General features: G+C 45.9%; 12 protein-coding genes. 5 read left to right on the plus strand and 7 right to left on the minus strand.

Going from position 1 to position 15,697, the window contains the following annotated elements; genetic code table 11:
• Positions 1-95: 95 nt before the first annotated feature.
• The 4 genes from rlmC to ACXAD4_RS07880 all read left to right on the plus strand — a co-directional run bounded on the left by rlmC (position 96) and on the right by ACXAD4_RS07880 (position 3,764).
• A complete protein-coding gene (gene rlmC / locus ACXAD4_RS07865; RefSeq protein ID WP_475240330.1) occupies positions 96-1,220 on the plus strand; it encodes a 23S rRNA (uracil(747)-C(5))-methyltransferase RlmC in 1,125 nt (374 codons plus the stop codon).
• A gap of 61 nt (positions 1,221-1,281) precedes the next feature.
• Positions 1,282-1,686, plus strand: coding sequence for a DUF4345 domain-containing protein (locus ACXAD4_RS07870; protein ID WP_475240333.1), 405 nt, complete (start codon positions 1,282-1,284; stop codon positions 1,684-1,686).
• Positions 1,687-1,779: 93 nt separating this feature from the next.
• Entirely contained in the window at positions 1,780-2,670 is an 891-nt protein-coding gene (locus tag ACXAD4_RS07875) for a LysR family transcriptional regulator (RefSeq protein WP_475240335.1), read from the plus strand.
• Between the two features lie 104 nt (positions 2,671-2,774).
• Entirely contained in the window at positions 2,775-3,764 is a 990-nt protein-coding gene (locus ACXAD4_RS07880) for a linear amide C-N hydrolase (protein WP_475240337.1), read from the plus strand.
• Positions 3,765-3,838: 74 nt separating this feature from the next.
• On the opposite strand, the gene ACXAD4_RS07885 is transcribed toward ACXAD4_RS07880, so the two are convergent.
• The 5 genes from ACXAD4_RS07885 to ACXAD4_RS07905 all read right to left on the minus strand — a co-directional run bounded on the left by ACXAD4_RS07885 (position 3,839) and on the right by ACXAD4_RS07905 (position 10,378).
• The gene (locus ACXAD4_RS07885) at positions 3,839-4,753 is read right to left on the minus strand and encodes a DUF2971 domain-containing protein (protein WP_475240339.1); all 915 of its coding nucleotides are present in this window, start codon (positions 4,751-4,753) and stop codon (positions 3,839-3,841) included.
• A gap of 301 nt (positions 4,754-5,054) precedes the next feature.
• Positions 5,055-7,223 carry a catalase/peroxidase HPI gene (gene katG, locus ACXAD4_RS07890; RefSeq protein WP_475240341.1) on the minus strand — a complete coding sequence of 723 codons (2,169 nt, stop codon included), beginning with the start codon at positions 7,221-7,223 and terminating at the stop codon, positions 5,055-5,057.
• 115 nt (positions 7,224-7,338) lie between these two features.
• Entirely contained in the window at positions 7,339-7,809 is a 471-nt protein-coding gene (locus tag ACXAD4_RS07895; RefSeq protein ID WP_475240343.1) for a Dps family protein, read from the minus strand.
• A gap of 186 nt (positions 7,810-7,995) precedes the next feature.
• Entirely contained in the window at positions 7,996-8,871 is an 876-nt protein-coding gene (locus tag ACXAD4_RS07900) for a hypothetical protein (protein WP_475240344.1), read from the minus strand.
• 190 nt (positions 8,872-9,061) lie between these two features.
• Positions 9,062-10,378: an MATE family efflux transporter gene (locus ACXAD4_RS07905; RefSeq protein WP_475240347.1), complete on the minus strand. Its 1,317-nt coding sequence runs from the start codon at positions 10,376-10,378 to the stop codon at positions 9,062-9,064.
• A 603-nt stretch (positions 10,379-10,981) separates the two neighbouring features.
• Between ACXAD4_RS07905 and ACXAD4_RS07910 the strand changes: the two genes are divergently transcribed.
• Positions 10,982-11,869, plus strand: a complete 888-nt coding sequence (locus ACXAD4_RS07910; RefSeq protein WP_475240349.1) for a hypothetical protein — start codon at positions 10,982-10,984, stop codon at positions 11,867-11,869.
• A gap of 74 nt (positions 11,870-11,943) precedes the next feature.
• On the opposite strand, the gene ACXAD4_RS07915 is transcribed toward ACXAD4_RS07910, so the two are convergent.
• Together ACXAD4_RS07915 and ACXAD4_RS07920 are read right to left on the minus strand one after the other, a co-directional pair.
• Positions 11,944-13,728 (minus strand): ABC transporter ATP-binding protein, encoded by a 1,785-nt coding sequence (locus ACXAD4_RS07915; RefSeq protein WP_475240350.1) that lies wholly within the window; start codon positions 13,726-13,728, stop codon positions 11,944-11,946.
• On the minus strand, positions 13,722-15,485 hold the full coding sequence (locus tag ACXAD4_RS07920; RefSeq protein ID WP_475240351.1) for an ABC transporter ATP-binding protein: 1,764 nt from the start codon (positions 15,483-15,485) through the stop codon (positions 13,722-13,724). The genes ACXAD4_RS07915 and ACXAD4_RS07920 overlap by 7 nt, the downstream gene beginning before the upstream one ends.
• Positions 15,486-15,697 lie beyond the last annotated feature (212 nt).

A 15,697-nucleotide genomic window follows, 5' to 3' on the forward strand; every position in this document is an offset into this window, starting at 1 on the left:
TGATAAATATCGCTTGTGACAACTATCGAGAACCCAAATGGTGCTTTTGATTTAAAAGAATAGACTAGCGGCTTTTCTTCAATAGCCGTAAATTCATGCAATGTTCTCACTTTAACCAACAACGCTGCCGCTCCTGTTGTTTTTCTGGTCTGCCATACCAACAACAAATCCAACAAAAAGATGAAACGCTTAAACAACTGCTTTCAACAGTCATGCCACAGCAGTGGCTATCAGTTGTTCCAAGCGTGAAAACTGGGTGTCGTAACAAGGCTAAAATGGTTGTGCTTGGTGCTGCGCATCAGCCAGTGCTAGGGATTGAAGGAGCCGATAACCAGCCAGTTAGCTTATGTGATTGCCCACTGTATCCAGATGACATGCAGGCATTATTGGCATACCTACAGACATGGATTTGCATGGCGGGGATCCCTCCTTACAACAAGGTGAAAAAGAAAGGTGAGTTGAAATACATCCTGCTGACCCGGACTGAGTGCTCGGGGGAGTTCATGCTGAGGTTCGTGATGCGAAGTCGAGATGCAGTTTCTCGGATTGAAGCGAACCTTGGAAAGTTGCTAGCTGATTGGCCACAAGTGAAGGTGGTGTCGGTAAACCTGCAACCTATTCATATGGCGCGCTTGGAAGGGGAAGAAGAGGTTTTCCTGACTGACGCCCAGCATTTGGTCGAGCAGTTCAATGGTGTGCCATTGGTGATTCGGCCAAAGAGTTTTTTCCAGACTAACCCGAAGGTTGCAGAGCAGCTATATGCGACAGCTCGCAATTGGGTCAGGGAGCTAGCACCGACTACGATGTGGGATTTGTTCTGCGGTGTGGGTGGATTTGCCTTGCACTGTGCCGATAATGTTGAGCGTGTTGTTGGTATCGAGATTGAACCTGAAGCGATTGCCAGTGCCAAGTTTTCAGCCGCGCATTTGGGGATCAATAACCTCGAATTTGATGCGTTGGATTCTGCCCAATTCTCCCATTTGCAAGGACGTGCACCTGAGTTGGTATTGGTGAATCCACCTCGTCGTGGGTTGGGGCAAGCATTAATCGAGCAACTTGCCGCATTGGGGCCAAAATATATTATCTACTCCAGTTGTAACCCTGAGTCCCTGAAGCAGGACTTGCAGGCTCTGCAGATTTATGAGGTTCAGCGGCTGCAGTGGTTTGATATGTTTCCCCACACGGAGCATGCGGAAGTGATGGTGTTGTTGAGTCACTAAGTGACAGTTGATTAAAACTCCGACTATGCTTTTGACATTGTTAAATTAACTCAAAAACACTATGAAACCACAAAGTATCTTTTTATTGTTAGCGGCATGCGGACTAACGCCCATAGCCCTTTCATATGGCGTTGCTCCAGAAATATCACTGCGCTACCTGTTTGATATCGATGCTACCCCAACAAATGTTGCTCATATATTCCGAGCCATTATGGGGCTGTATATGGCTCTAGCTTTGTTTTGGCTGCTGGGTGCTTTTACCAAAAAGTACAAGCTTCACGCGTTATACAGCCTAGTTATATTTATGCTGGGATTGGCAGTAGGCCGAGTAGGCAGTTTGATTGTCGATGGAATGCCGCATTGGCTACTAGTGGTGTATCTCGTTCTGGAGCTGGGGTTCGGGATAGTTGGAATTAAAATGATCAAGCAAGAAAGAAGGGGAATAACAGAGCAAAGTCACTCGTAATTCAGTCAGTATATTGCTTCTTGCCATATTATAGGGTTGGGATTTGGCCGATTGATTTCGAGCGAGTAGGGAGTGAAGTTAGGTGAGGGTGAAATGAATATCAGCTATGAGCAAATAAAAGCCTTTATCGCGGTTGCCGATTGTGGATCTTTCAGTGCCGCAGCCAAACAATTGGGCAAACACCGGACGACCTTGGGGCAGGTGGTGACCAATTTGGAAATTGAAACCAATATGGAACTGTTCGACAGGACGAGCCGCTACCCTCAACTAACAGAAGAAGGGCTAGTGCTCTACCAGCACGCTAAAAACCTGGCAGAAACGACCAAGTCATTTGAGCAATTGTGCCAGAACCGCGAAAAAGGTATTGAGAGCGAGCTAAGTATCTATTATAGCGAACTGGTGCCAATGGGGCTGATCAGTGATGTGATGAAAGGGCTAAGGAGTAAGTTTCCGTTGGTGAAAATTCACTGGCGTCATCGCAACATAGATAGTGTGAGAAAAGCACTGGAAGAAGGTGAGGCTGATATGGCTATCATGCTGGTGCCTGCTGGCCAGGCGACGACATTTATTCAATATAGCTATTTGCTCAATTTACCCTTCGTACTTTGCGCTAGCCCAAACTTTATCAAGCAACAGCAGCTTAATGATCTCAAAGCAGTCAAACGATCAAGGCAACTATTGCTCGAAGATTATATTAACTCAGGGCTGGCAAAAACGGTGACCCTGTCTAACCACGCCGAAGAGATTAGTAGTATAGGTATCCTCAAGCAATTACTGCTAAGCGGAGAAGGGTGGGCAATCGTACCACGCCATAGTGTGGATGATTCTTTGAGTTCCGGCGAACTTGCCACCATTGAGCTGGGAGAAGTCAACAGCACCCTGCTATTTCCAATAAACCTTTGGATTCGCAATACGATACCGGGTCCCGTTGTCAAAGAAGCGACCGCATTATTCAAGCAGTATAGCCATCAATATAGCCTTTAAATGATAGCCTCCAAGTGAGGATCAAACCCTCATGACCCGATTTCATCGTTTGTCGATATCGCTTTAAAGTCAAAAGCATACCCAAACGTGAAATCGGAGCAACTATGAAATATAAAACACTTGCCCTTGCTATTCTTCTCGGTGGTACCCTTTCAGGGCTCGCCGATGCCTGTACTTCTATTGCTTGGAATACCGAGTTAGGAACAATGACCACAAGAACCATGGACTGGGTCGAATCGACAAAGCCAGTTCTTGGCAACATCAATAAAGGTGACATGCGGTCTATCCAGGGCAATGGAATCGGCGACGAGTACAAGGTCAAATATGATGTTGTGGCTATTTTTGCCTATGGTGAGCTAGTGGGTGATGGCGTTAACAGTGAAGGGTTGCAGGTGAACACCTTATTCTACCCTTCAATGACCATGGAGCCGGTAACCAACAGCTCTCAGATCACCCAGTTCACTTTCGGTGAGTACCTTCTGACAAACTACGCCTCGGTTGATGAGATCGTCAAAGCGCTACCGGATCTTGATTTTGGTCGTTTGAGTCTTGATGGCATGCCGATGGAAATGAATTTACACTGGTCGGTGACTGATAAGAGCGGTGACCGCCTGGTGATTGAGATGGACGAGGATGGTGTAAATACCTACCGTGGTGAAGAAGCGATGGTCATGACTAATGACCCGTCCCTAAAGCAGCATTTGGCTCAAAAAGAAGAGGTGGCGTCTCGCTGGGAAAATGCTGACCGTGATACAGACTACGGCTCTATCGGTAACGGTAATGCCCACAGTCGCTACGTCCATGCGAGCTACTTTATGAGCAAACTGACCGAACCAACAAGTGTGCAAAATGGCATGATGAAACTATCAACTGTACCTTACCGTGTGCCTGCTGACGCGCCTTATATGGATTTCGGTAACGGTATGATGGGTTATGCGACAGAATGGACGTTGACCCAAAGTCTAGAAACCGGCGACAGCGTGTTCGAATACAACTTCGAAGATAACTGGAACACAGTGCGCTTCAATGTTTATGACATGATGGGCAAGGAGTTCCGTATTCCGCTCGATAAGTCATTCATGGTTCAGCTGTAAAATAGTTCAGTTGTAAAACGGTAAGGCCTCTCGCTGTGAGAGGCCTTTTTGATTGGAGTCGAGTATTGCTGGCTTCAATTATATTGGGTCTTGTGCCTTGCACATTGTCCTACATCTTCATAGGTCTCAGGTCTTATTTGAGATAGCTCTCTGGCGTTAGCGCCCCATAGCAGGGCTTGCTCGCCGTATTGCGAGGTCAAGCTGGAGATCGCCAGTGAGTTCCTTTTGTCGGATTTCGCCCCGAGAATGATGACTTTGATCGATTCCATGGAAAAGACATCTTCCAAGGTACGCTTGTAATATGGCGTGATAAGGTTCCGGTTTACGCGATAGCTCAGCTCACTGAGTGGCACTAGTGCAATGGCCCGTGATTCATCTTCGTTAATGAAGTCATGGTGCTTCCAGGCAAATAGTGTTTTGAGCAAGGAAAATAGTGATGATTTATAGTGTGGCGCCAAGGCTTCTAGCGTATTTCGTTGCTCGTGTTCGTTGGGCATATCCATAGTGTTCAAGAAGTCGAACAGTTCTTTGAACAGGCTAATGGTCTCCTCAATATAGTGATGGAGCGGGTCATAGCTGCATTTGAATGTCTCACTTAGCATTAGCGTACCGCCAAAATAGTGAGCAGAACAAGTTAATGAAGGGCTATCACTGGTATTGTTTTTTAGTACATCGGACCTAAAACCGATACAACTCCCGCGGCAGTCATCACCATAAAAGCGCCACTGGGTTAGGGAGTCACTGGTACCGGAAAAAGAGCAAACACACATGGAGTGCTGGGTTTCGATTTGATGTAGGAGCATTTCCAGGTTTTTACTGCATTCACTGTACTCTGAGTCTCTAAGTCGCCCTGTGAGGGCATGCAGCGCCTTTTTGAACTCCCCTTTGTCGTTCAAGAACTGGTAATCGGTAAACCATATCTCTTTGTTGAGCATAACGCCCAGTAGCCCGTCCGTTGAGGTGTAATGAAATAGCGTATTCCCGTCCACAATTAGCGCCTACTTTATTGTTATGTGTTAATTAAACATTACTCGTACCCGCAAATTTTGGTCAAATTAAATCATTGGAAAATGTTAACGGCAGCTAAAATTTCAAACTTATTTATGACTAATAACTAGAGCCACATTTGCTCGATTGAAAGGTATTTAGTGAAAGGTGCTTTTTTTAGGCTTTGATAAAGCAAAATGATTGGATTGTAAGGTATTGTTTTCATATTAAAGCCTCTGGGATCCCAGAGGCTTTACGTTGAGAGAAAACTTACATCTTTCCTCTTTAAGTGGAGTCGCTGACTTATTTCAGATCAAACCTATCAGCATTCATGACCTTGGCCCAGGCTGTAACAAAGTCGTTTACAAACTTCTCTTTGTTATCATCTTGGGCATAGAGTTCTGAATAAGCTCTCAAGATAGAGTTTGAACCGAACACTAAATCGACTCTTGTTGCGGTCCAAGCCACTTCACCTGATTGGCGATTGCGGATCTCATAGAGATTACTGCCAGCAGGTTCCCAGGTGTAATTCATGTCAGTCAGATTCACGAAGAAGTCGTTAGTCAATTGACCTACATTGTCAGTAAAGACACCGTGCTGTGTACCGCCATGGTTTGTGCCGATTACACGCATACCACCGACAAGGACTGTCATCTCAGCAGCGGTTAAGCCCATTAACTGGGTACGATCCAATAGCATCTCTTCAGGGGTAACGAGGTACTCTTTCTTCAACCAGTTACGATAACCATCATGTAGAGGCTCCAATACTTCAAAGGACTCCTGATCGGTGTGGTCTGCGCTGGCGTCGCCTCTACCTGGAGAGAATGGAACAGCAACATTGAAGCCTGCAGCTTTAGCAGCCTGCTCAACGCCGACATTACCTGCTAACACGATCACATCAGCAACACTCGCTCCAGACTCCTGTGCGATACCACTTAGGACGGATAGAACCCGCGATAAGCGTTCAGGCTCATTACCCTGCCAGTCCTTCTGCGGGGCTAGACGGATCCGTGCACCATTTGCGCCACCACGGTTATCCGAGCCTCGGAATGTGCGGGCGCTGTCCCACGCGGTGGATACCATGTCGCTGACCGATAGGCCGCTGGACGTGATTTTTGCTTTCACTGCGTCCACGTTATAGCTTGTGCTCCCTGTTGGTACAGGGTCTTGCCAAATGAGATCTTCTGACGGAACATCAGGCCCAATGTAACGTGCTCTTGGCCCCATATCACGGTGGGTAAGTTTGAACCATGCACGGGCAAAGACTTCTGAGAAGTAGGCTGGGTCGTTGTAAAACCGTTCTGATATCTTGCGGTATTCAGGATCAACCTTCATTGCCATATCAGCATCTGTCATGATTGGGTTATGACGCACTGATGGGTTTTCGGCATCAACGGGTTTATCTTCCTCTTTGATATCAACAGGCTCCCATTGCCATGCACCTGCTGGGCTTTTCTTCAGCTCCCACTCATGATTGAGCAGTAGTTTAAAATAACCGTTGTCCCATTGCGTAGGGTGGGTAGTCCACGCACCCTCAAGGCCACTGGTTACCGCATCAGCGCCGACACCACGTTTGTCTTTGTTCAGCCAGCCAAGGGCTTGGTCATGAAGTTCACCGCCTTCAGGCTCAGGACCGAGCAGTGATGCGTCACCATTACCGTGCGCCTTACCCACAGTGTGCCCACCGGCAGTCAGAGCTACCGTCTCTTCGTCGTTCATCGCCATACGAGCAAACGTGACGCGAACATCATGGGCTGTTTTTTGAGGATCAGGATTTCCGTCAACACCTTCTGGGTTAACATAAATTAAACCCATCATGACGGCAGCAAGCGGGTTTTCTAAGTCTCGCTCGCCAGACCAGCGGCTATTGGGGTTATTTGTTGGCGCCAACCATTCTTTTTCCGAGCCCCAATAGATATCTTTCTCTGGGTGCCAGATATCATCACGGCCAAAACCAAAGCCAAAGGTTTTAAGGCCCATAGATTCATAGGCCATGGTACCGGCATAAGCTATTAGGTCAGCCCAGCTAAGGCGGTTACCGTACTTTTGTTTGATTGGCCACAGTAACCGTCTTGCTTTATCCAGATTGGTATTGTCTGGCCATGAGTTGAGAGGGGCAAACCGAAGGTTCCCGGTACCGGCACCGCCTCGACCATCGGCAATACGATACGTACCAGCAGCGTGCCATGTCATACGTATCATCAAACCACCGTAATGCCCCCAGTCTGCAGGCCACCACTCTTTGCTGTCTGTCATCAGAGCGATAAGGTCTTGTTTGAGAGCTGCAAAATCAAGTTTCTGGACTTCTTCCCGATAATTAAAGTCACTTAAAGGGTTTGTTTTTGTATCGTGCTGATGAAGAATATCTAGGTTAAGTGACTTGGGCCACCAATCAATTTCCGTACGGTCATTAGTGGTCATCGAACCATGCAAAAAAGGACATTTACCCGCGGTAGGTTTATCCTGCGGCATAATAATTCTCCTATTCCAGTGAATTCCACGTACATTGCATAATGACAATTGCGGTGCTGTTTTTTCACAGCGTGATATTTACATTTGTTGTTTATTAAGCTTAAGTTTCAGTACATTACTTCTGAATTGTTCTCAGCATCCAAGCTGTTTTTTCGTGAATTCGCATGCGATCTGAAACTAGCGCAACGCTCGACTCATCGTTTGCAGCTTGTGCCAACTTGAGAACCTCTCGAGAGGTTCTGACGACTTGCTCGTGCCCTTTAGTAAGTATGTCTACCATTTCGGAAGAGCTGGGAACACCATCTACTTCTTCTATTGAGCTGAGGCGGGCAAACTCTTGAAATGTGCCTGGGGCTGGTACGTCTAAGGTACGGATACGTTCAGCAATTTCATCAACGGCAGTTGCTAACTCGGTGTAATGCTCTTCAAACATCAGGTGCAAGTCTCTAAAATGCGGGCCCTGAACATTCCAATGAAAATTGTGAGTTTGCAAATATAGTGTATAAGAATCAGCAAGTAACTTTTTCAGGCCGTCGGCCGTTTTGACTCTGCCTTCGCTGTTTATACCAATGTCTATTTGGGTCACAGTCGCTCCTTAGTTAGCGTATAAATTTAACGACTAACTGAACCGATAATGAGAAGATTGGCTAAAGTATTGGTGACAATCGCAAGTTTGTAAAAGTGATAAGAATAATCATCATGTTCTCTTTTTTAGATTGTACTGGGTGCGCAATTTAGCTCTGGCTAACACCAAATGGAGCCTTTCCTCTTCTCACCAACCTAGTTCTCGTATTTCGTTTTCAATTTTGGCTGCTAATTCTTGTGCTTTGTGCTCAAGGTAACGGGTGTCACAAATCATACTCTGCATATCTTCAACAAAGCGGCTTGGGCGTATTAGCCTTAAAGCGTCTTGGTTTTTGCAAACAAAATCGACACACGGAAGCCCTTTTGCGTTCACGTAATCAATGATGTAAGTTGCGGGCGTTTGATGGTTGAGGTGATGGTTCAACTCAATGGTTAAATCGAAAAGGTGAGCGTTTATCCAGTCACAGTAGTGGCTAGTTAAATACGTTTTTACCAGTTCATTGCTAAAGTGATTTTCTTGATGATAGGCCAGATTGTTTCCGACGTTATAAGGGAGTAATTGGCTGTCTCTCTGTAACTGGAAAGGAAAGCGCCTATCTAGCCATGATTTAACTGCAGCCAGAGCCCATTTGATGATGTAATGGAGAGCACTGTATAGGTTGCCGTAAACAAAATGGCCATTGTAGAGAAGCCTTATCCACTCTCCTCTAAACTCATTAATGTATGTATCTGGGATCGTAGATATATATTTTGGGTTGCTTTGGTTCGCTGTAATTTGTCTGTGGTCACGACCTAGCTGCATGATCGGCGCTTGTTGATCGTTCCAGTAAGCTATATCTAACGACAACAAATCAGGCCAGCGAACTAAAGATTTGGCTTTACGTCTCGGTTCATTGAGAGAAATTAAATCTTTGCCCTCACCACACTCTAGCTGTTGTTCAGCGTGCAATAGGTATAAAGAGCCTGGGTCGTTAAGGTACATTCGACGCTGTCTTCCCTTTTCAGCATCCTCACTCAAATGACCTGAGTGACGGCCTTTGTCCCATGAAGATGAATCAAACATAACTTCTCCCGGGGTGCTTGAAGACACTACTAGTATAAACGTCACGAGATTAAACAGGGATCAGGCAACAATTATCGTGTAAACCATGCTTAACGGTGCACTGACCAATGGTAACCAATGTGCAGGGCTATCGAGGAATGTCGCAGGATTCCCTCCCACAGAGAGTCTGTGAGAGGGAATAGGGGGGAGATTACGAGGCCGGACTGACGACTGGGGCGCCAATACGGTGGAAGCTGATCTTCCTTGCAAACAGAATAATAGCGGCAAATACGGTTACCAATTCTGCAGCGCCTGTTACCCACCAGATGGATTCTGCACCAAAGAACATCGGCAGCAGGGACAGGAACAGCATGACCATGATGAAGCCGCGCATCAGTGAAATCAGACCTGCTCGCTTCGGCGCTTCAAGCGCAGTAAAGAACCCAGAGATAACAGTGTTGACGCCCATAAAGATGAAGCCCAGCGAGAATATCTTCATGTACTGGTGTGACATGGCGACCAACTCAGGATCTTCCAGGAAGCCCATTGCAATGTTGTCCCCGAAGAAGAATACCGCCAAGGCAGACATACCACCAATCAGCAGTGCAACTTTTACTGTCAGCAAGGCAACAGCCAAAATACTGCCGTGGTCTTTCTTACCGCGAGAGAAAGTAATGATTGGCTGCATGCCTTGAGTCAGGCCGATATAAGTGATCAGCATGAAGTTGTTGATGTAACCAATGACACTGAAAGCAGAGAGCTCGGCAGTCCCGTAGTGGAACAAAATAGCATTGTTAAAAGCCATCAATACGAAGCCAGCAGACATTTCGGTAATTGAGTCAGGTGTACCGATTTTCACGTATTTGATGATGTTATGTAGCTTTGGCATTACACGGACAAAGCGAAGGTTACTTGAGCGGCTGCGGTAGTGAAGAATTAGCAAGCACATCTGTAGCATCTGAGCACTACCTGTTGCGATAGCGGCACCGCGCAGACCCCATCCCCACTGAATGATCAATACGTAGTCGAGAATGACATTGGTGACAGCAGCACATAAAATCGCGGCCAATTCACGTTGCGGAAAGCCATCAATTTTTGCAAACACTTCCATCGAATAAGCCATCAAATAGAAGGTTTGGAAAAAGAGAAGGGTACCCAAATACTCGGCTACCATAGGGATCAGCTCACCCCGAGCACCCATCAGGTAGGCAACATCTTCGACGAAGATAAAGGCAAGGAAGCAAACAACAGCGCCGAAGCCGGCTAAAAAGTATATGGCTTGCGAGAAAATCTCGCTGGCTTCGCCGATTTTCCCTTCACCCTTAAGTTTACCGACCAAAGTACCTGCACCAATGGTGATCAGGATTGAGATTGCAAACATGATATTGATGAAAGGCAGGGACAAGTTTACCGCAGCCAGTGCCTCGGGGCCGACGCCGCGGCCCACGAACATACCATCGACCATGGTATAGAGGGCAAAGACCCACACGGCCAATATGGAAGGCACAGCAAATTTGGTTAATGCCATCCCTATGCTTTTATTTTCTAGATCGATTCCTCCAGTAGAACCAACACCCATTTTGTACCACCTAATTTAATTCAAAGTTTGTGTTTAACGGAGTGGTTGAGAGGATAAAGTCTGGAATGACTCGAGGGTCAATGTAGTAAATTATTTCAATTTGTTACTCTGCGAGAGTGACGGTTTTGCCTTTCTTCCAAGTGTTAAGCTGAAGATGACATAAGAAAATATACCTATCGATTATTCGAAGAGGTTTTAAAAAAGAAGTGGTACGAATAATTTACCTTCTTTTTCTTTATGAATAAAAAATAGACTAAAAGAATAAAAATTCCCAAACTTGGCATTAATGAGTGTTAGGAGTAATACATAACTCAGTTAAAAAAATAATATAATCATTATTAAAGCCATAGGGCGGGGTTATAAGGCGCAATAACAAATAAAATAAAACTTATATGTTAATTTCGGATTATATAAGCAATAAATACATAGTGTTATTCAATTTGAAATTACAGCTGACTTATTACAAAATCCCGCATCTTATTATCTATCTTACTCAAAATATTATTCTTATATGGATGAGGTTAAGGTGGTTTTATATTTAAAAGGGATATTATGACTCACAAAAAATATGTTTTTGCAGCACTTGCTGTAGCAACGCTAGCTGGCTGTGGCGGTTCTGGTGGCGGTGACAATGGCGGCAGTAATGGTAGCAACAAACCAGCTTCCGAAGCTCAAACCATCGCAGCTATCAAAACGTCTTGGAAATTGCTCGGAGATGATATTTATGTCAATAATGAATACCAATTCCCTTTAACTGACCAAGAGTCGGTTGATCTAAATAACGAGTACCAATGCGGGTCCCTACGTTGCTCGTTGGATCCGAATACGCCAGCAGTTGAGAAAATGACGGCTCGTTATGTGGCTAACGAAAAAGAGCTTATTCCTGTTTACTATAACGTGAATTCGAAAACAGGTGATGTTGCCGAAAAAGACCCTCGCTTTGCGCAAGCAATCGCAAATATCAACGAAGTTATCGGCAGACCTATCTTTAAAGACATGGGTTACATCCACGTTGATCACGACGAAGATATGTTTCCTTCTGAACTAGATTACTCTTCAGTAGAAGGCAAAGGCGGTCTTATCTTCTCTGTTGGCACAAGTGTAAAAATGCATGGTAACCAAAGTTGTGGCTCTGCCTCTATTGGCCCCAACAATATGCAGATTGCCCCTATTGTTATTGACGAGAATAACTACTTCAAAGCAGATGGTGGATGGGTATGGATAAACCTTGATAATCCAGATGGCACTTGCCTAGCTGACGTTGAGATAGCAACTCACGAACTCATGCATGCACTTGGCTTCCTTGATCACTTCGATGGATTCGGTGCTGATGGTGAAGTATTTGGAGACCGTGCTAAAGCTGCTCTGCGCACACTGTATAACAACGATGCGCAATCTGATCCAGACAACCTTACTTACTACCACTGGCCTGCGAACTAATTCGTAATCCTAAGTAGACAATAGCCAAACGAATTAAGGCCGCTAAATGCGGCCTTTGTTGTATCGAAATTACATTACGATTTTGCTAATTCTAAACTGGTATCCTGCAGCGCCGACTCATTGAGCAATCCAGCGTAAATACCGTTTAGCTCAACAAGCTGCTGATGGTCACCCCGTTCAACAATCTCACCTTTTTCCAGAACCAGGATCGTATCCGAGTGGCGCACTGTGCTAAGTCGGTGGGCGATGGCGATCACGGTCTTTTCCTTGAATAAGCGCTGCATGGCTTTTTGGATAAGATCTTCAGTGATGGAGTCGACCGAGCTGGTGGCTTCATCAAGCATCATTACCTGTCCGCCTTGTGCCACTGCACGGGCAAAGGAGATTAACTGGTTCTGGCCAACGGAAAGGTTAGAGCCGTTTTTATCTAACGGGAAGTCATAGCCTTGTGGCAGTTGCTCGATAAAGCTATTGGCATACACATAGCGTGATGCCTGCTCAACTTGTTCGCGAGAGATATCTTCTTTACCCAAGGCGATATTGAAATGGATCGTCTCTTCAAACAGGTGTACATCCTGCATCATCAGCGAGAACAAATGGGCTGAGTCATCGATAGAGATTTCAGAGAGCTCAATACCATTTAATAAAATGCTGCCTTCGTAATCCTGATAGGTTTTCGATATCAAGCGCATGATCGTTGATTTACCCGAACCAGTTGAGCCAACCAGTGCGATTTGATGGCCTTTTTCCAAAACAAAAGACACGTTTTTCAGCACGTATGGGGCGTCATCTTTGTAGCGGAAGCTGACATTTCGGAACTCAAGGCTGACAAACTCTTTAAGCCGTTGTTCCACTTTATGTGTCGGCTGTAAATCACGGCCTTCTTCTTCGATAGGCTCGACGAATAGTTCTTCAATATGGTCGAACGCGGCAAATGAGCTTTGGATTGAGGCGATTTGCGAGGTGAAATCGCGGATCGGAACAAACACTTTCTCCAGCGTGTTGATAAAGGCAATCAGTACGCCCAAGGTCAGTGATGCCTCCAAGACTTGCCCGGAGCCGTACCAAATCATCAGTGCCACAGTGATAGAGGTAATACCGGAGATAAAGGAAAACAGAACGGCGTCGTATTTATTGACCTTCTTCTGCGCTTTTAAAAACTCATCGGTATAGCCTTTGTATTTTTGCTCAACGGCTTCTTCGGCACGGTATAGCTGAACGGTTTTGACGCCCAAAATCACTTCTTGCAAATAGCCGATACCGCGAGCCAATGAAGAGCGTGTGGTCAAGTGCAGTGCCCGCAGGCGGTTGCGGACATATACCGTCAGGTACATTACCGGAGGCATGATAACCAATACAATTAGGGTTAGCTGCCAATCGATAAAGAGCATCATCACCAATAGGGCGATGGTATTGAGGCTATCTCGAACCAGCCCAACCACGGACTGGATGAATGTCTCACCGATGGTTTCAAGATCACTGCTGAGGCGGGAGAGGGTCACGCCGTTGGGTGTGTTATCAAAATAGCTGCGAGGCAGTCTCAATACGCGGTCAACGAGCACTGAACGCATATCCGTAATGGTGTACTGGCCCGTTTTGCGCAGGTTGTAGGAGTAGGTGGTGTCAACAATGTAGTCGACGATCAGTACCACAAGCAGGGCGGCAATATACAGCCACATACCGTTGGTACTTTCCTGCGCGAGATGCCTATCAATCACCTGGATAATCAGCCAAGGGAACAACAAACTGGTCGCGACGGTAAGCGGCAACATGGAAATACCAAGGATGGCAGAGCCTTTGTATTTCTTGGCAAACTTGAAAAAGTGCTTTAAGTATTTAACGTCAATGCCCTTTAGCATGCTGTTGCCTCCGTTTCATTCTGTTGCAGTTTCCAGGTCTCAAAATAGTAAGGGCAGGTTTGCAGCAGGGTAGCGTGATCACCTTTGGCGATGATTTTGCCTTCACTCAGTACGATGATTTCGTCCATATATTCGAGGGCATTAACGCGGTGGGAGACAACCAGCACGGATTGGTTTTGCAAGCGCTCGAATAAGCCTTCCAAGATTTTACGCTCTGTCTCGTAGTCAACCGCTGACAAGACATTATCCAAGATGATCAAATCAGATGGCTCAAAAAGGGCGCGGGCAATACTCAATCGTTGTTTCTGGCCACCGGAGAGCATGATCCCTTTTTCGCCGACCAGCGTTTGGTCACCGTTTTCAAAACGCTCAACATCACTGGCTAGCTGGCTGAGTGACAACACTTCATCGACTTGAGTTTTTGAAATATCCGGGTCGAGGCTGCCGAAGCGAATGTTGTCCTCTACCGTAGCCGAGAACAGATATGGGTCTTGGGTCACCGTTTTGATATATCGGCGCAAGTCGGAGCGGGAAAAAGTCGTAATGTCTTTATCGCCGAGGAAAACGGTGCCAGCAGGAACATCCAAATGGTGGTTGAGGCTATTGACCAAGGTGGTTTTACCGGCTCCTATGCTACCAAGTACACCCACTTTTTTGCCCGGGGGAATATCGAAGCTCACGTTATCTAAAACCAGGGTTTCGTCACCCGGGTAGCTGAAGCTCAGGTTACGTACTGAAAGTGTTTTGGCCTGTAGTGCATCGACTTCATGTTGCGCCAAAGGTGTTTCATCTTGCTCTGGGACTTCAGCATTAAGGATGGTTTGCACGCTTTCTATACCTACCATGCCCCGCTGATAGATGGTGGCGATTCGTCCTAGTTGCATCAGCGGCATCGCCAGCAACACGGAATAGCTAAGAAAAGCCGTTATTTCACCAAGGGTAAGCTGCTGGTTCATTAACATATAGCCGCCAAGCCCGAGGATCAAAATCTTCATGAGATTGTTGGCATAATCCAGTACCGGCATGAAAAACACCTGTATACGGGTGATTTTCATGCGGCATTGCAGCAGTTGCTGGTTCAGTTTCTCGACTTCGTCCTTTACCCAAGGAGACATCTGCTCGTTCTTGATGAGATCAATACCTGACAAGTAACTCATCAACTGGGCTGACAGGTTTTGCAGCCTACGCATGTGTTCCATGTGTAGTGTTTTCATGCGTTTGAAACCGATACGGAAAATCACGAAGGCGATAACGATAGGGACAACCGAATAGAGTGTCAGCTCGGGCGAAATGCGCCACATCCACAAAGGGGTAAGAGAAAGCGCCAGCAGGGCGTTGAAAAACTGCAGAAACCCGACACCAAATAACAGGCGAACACCATTTAAATCATTGTTGATGATTGAGATGAGCTTTCCCGATGCGAACTGGCTATGAAAGCTATTGGGTAAGCGGTTCAACTTCTGCAGCAGAATATTTTTGAGGGCTGCCTCGGTAATGCGGCCAGGGTTAAGCGCATACATACGTGACCAAATGCGAACGACAACCATGGCGATCGCCATGAATACCACGGTGCCCACATAGGTTGTCAGCTGCTGGTGGCCATTGGGTGAGTGGCTATCAATCAGGTCAATTGCCAACTGAATATAGCGCGGGATCTCAACTTGGAGCCAGTTAACAAGGAATATGAAAATAATCGCCAGTATATATGACTTGCGATTCATACGCAGAAAGTGCGCAAAAAATTGTGTTTTAGTCATGAAGCTCAGTCATTAGGTGGTTCGACACGTGCCAATTGAGAATAAGTCTTAATTGTACACCTATTTGAATACGAAATCATTCTGAATACTTAATGTTTATTTGCCATAGGGGGAAATTTGTTTTGAGCAGTTATTAATATGACATTAGTTTGCTGGTGGCGGAAAATTGCTTTTTAATTGATACTTTTAAATTGGTGCTTTGAGTGGAAGTT

Source organism: Photobacterium sp. AWH4_225 (genome assembly GCF_056158405.1).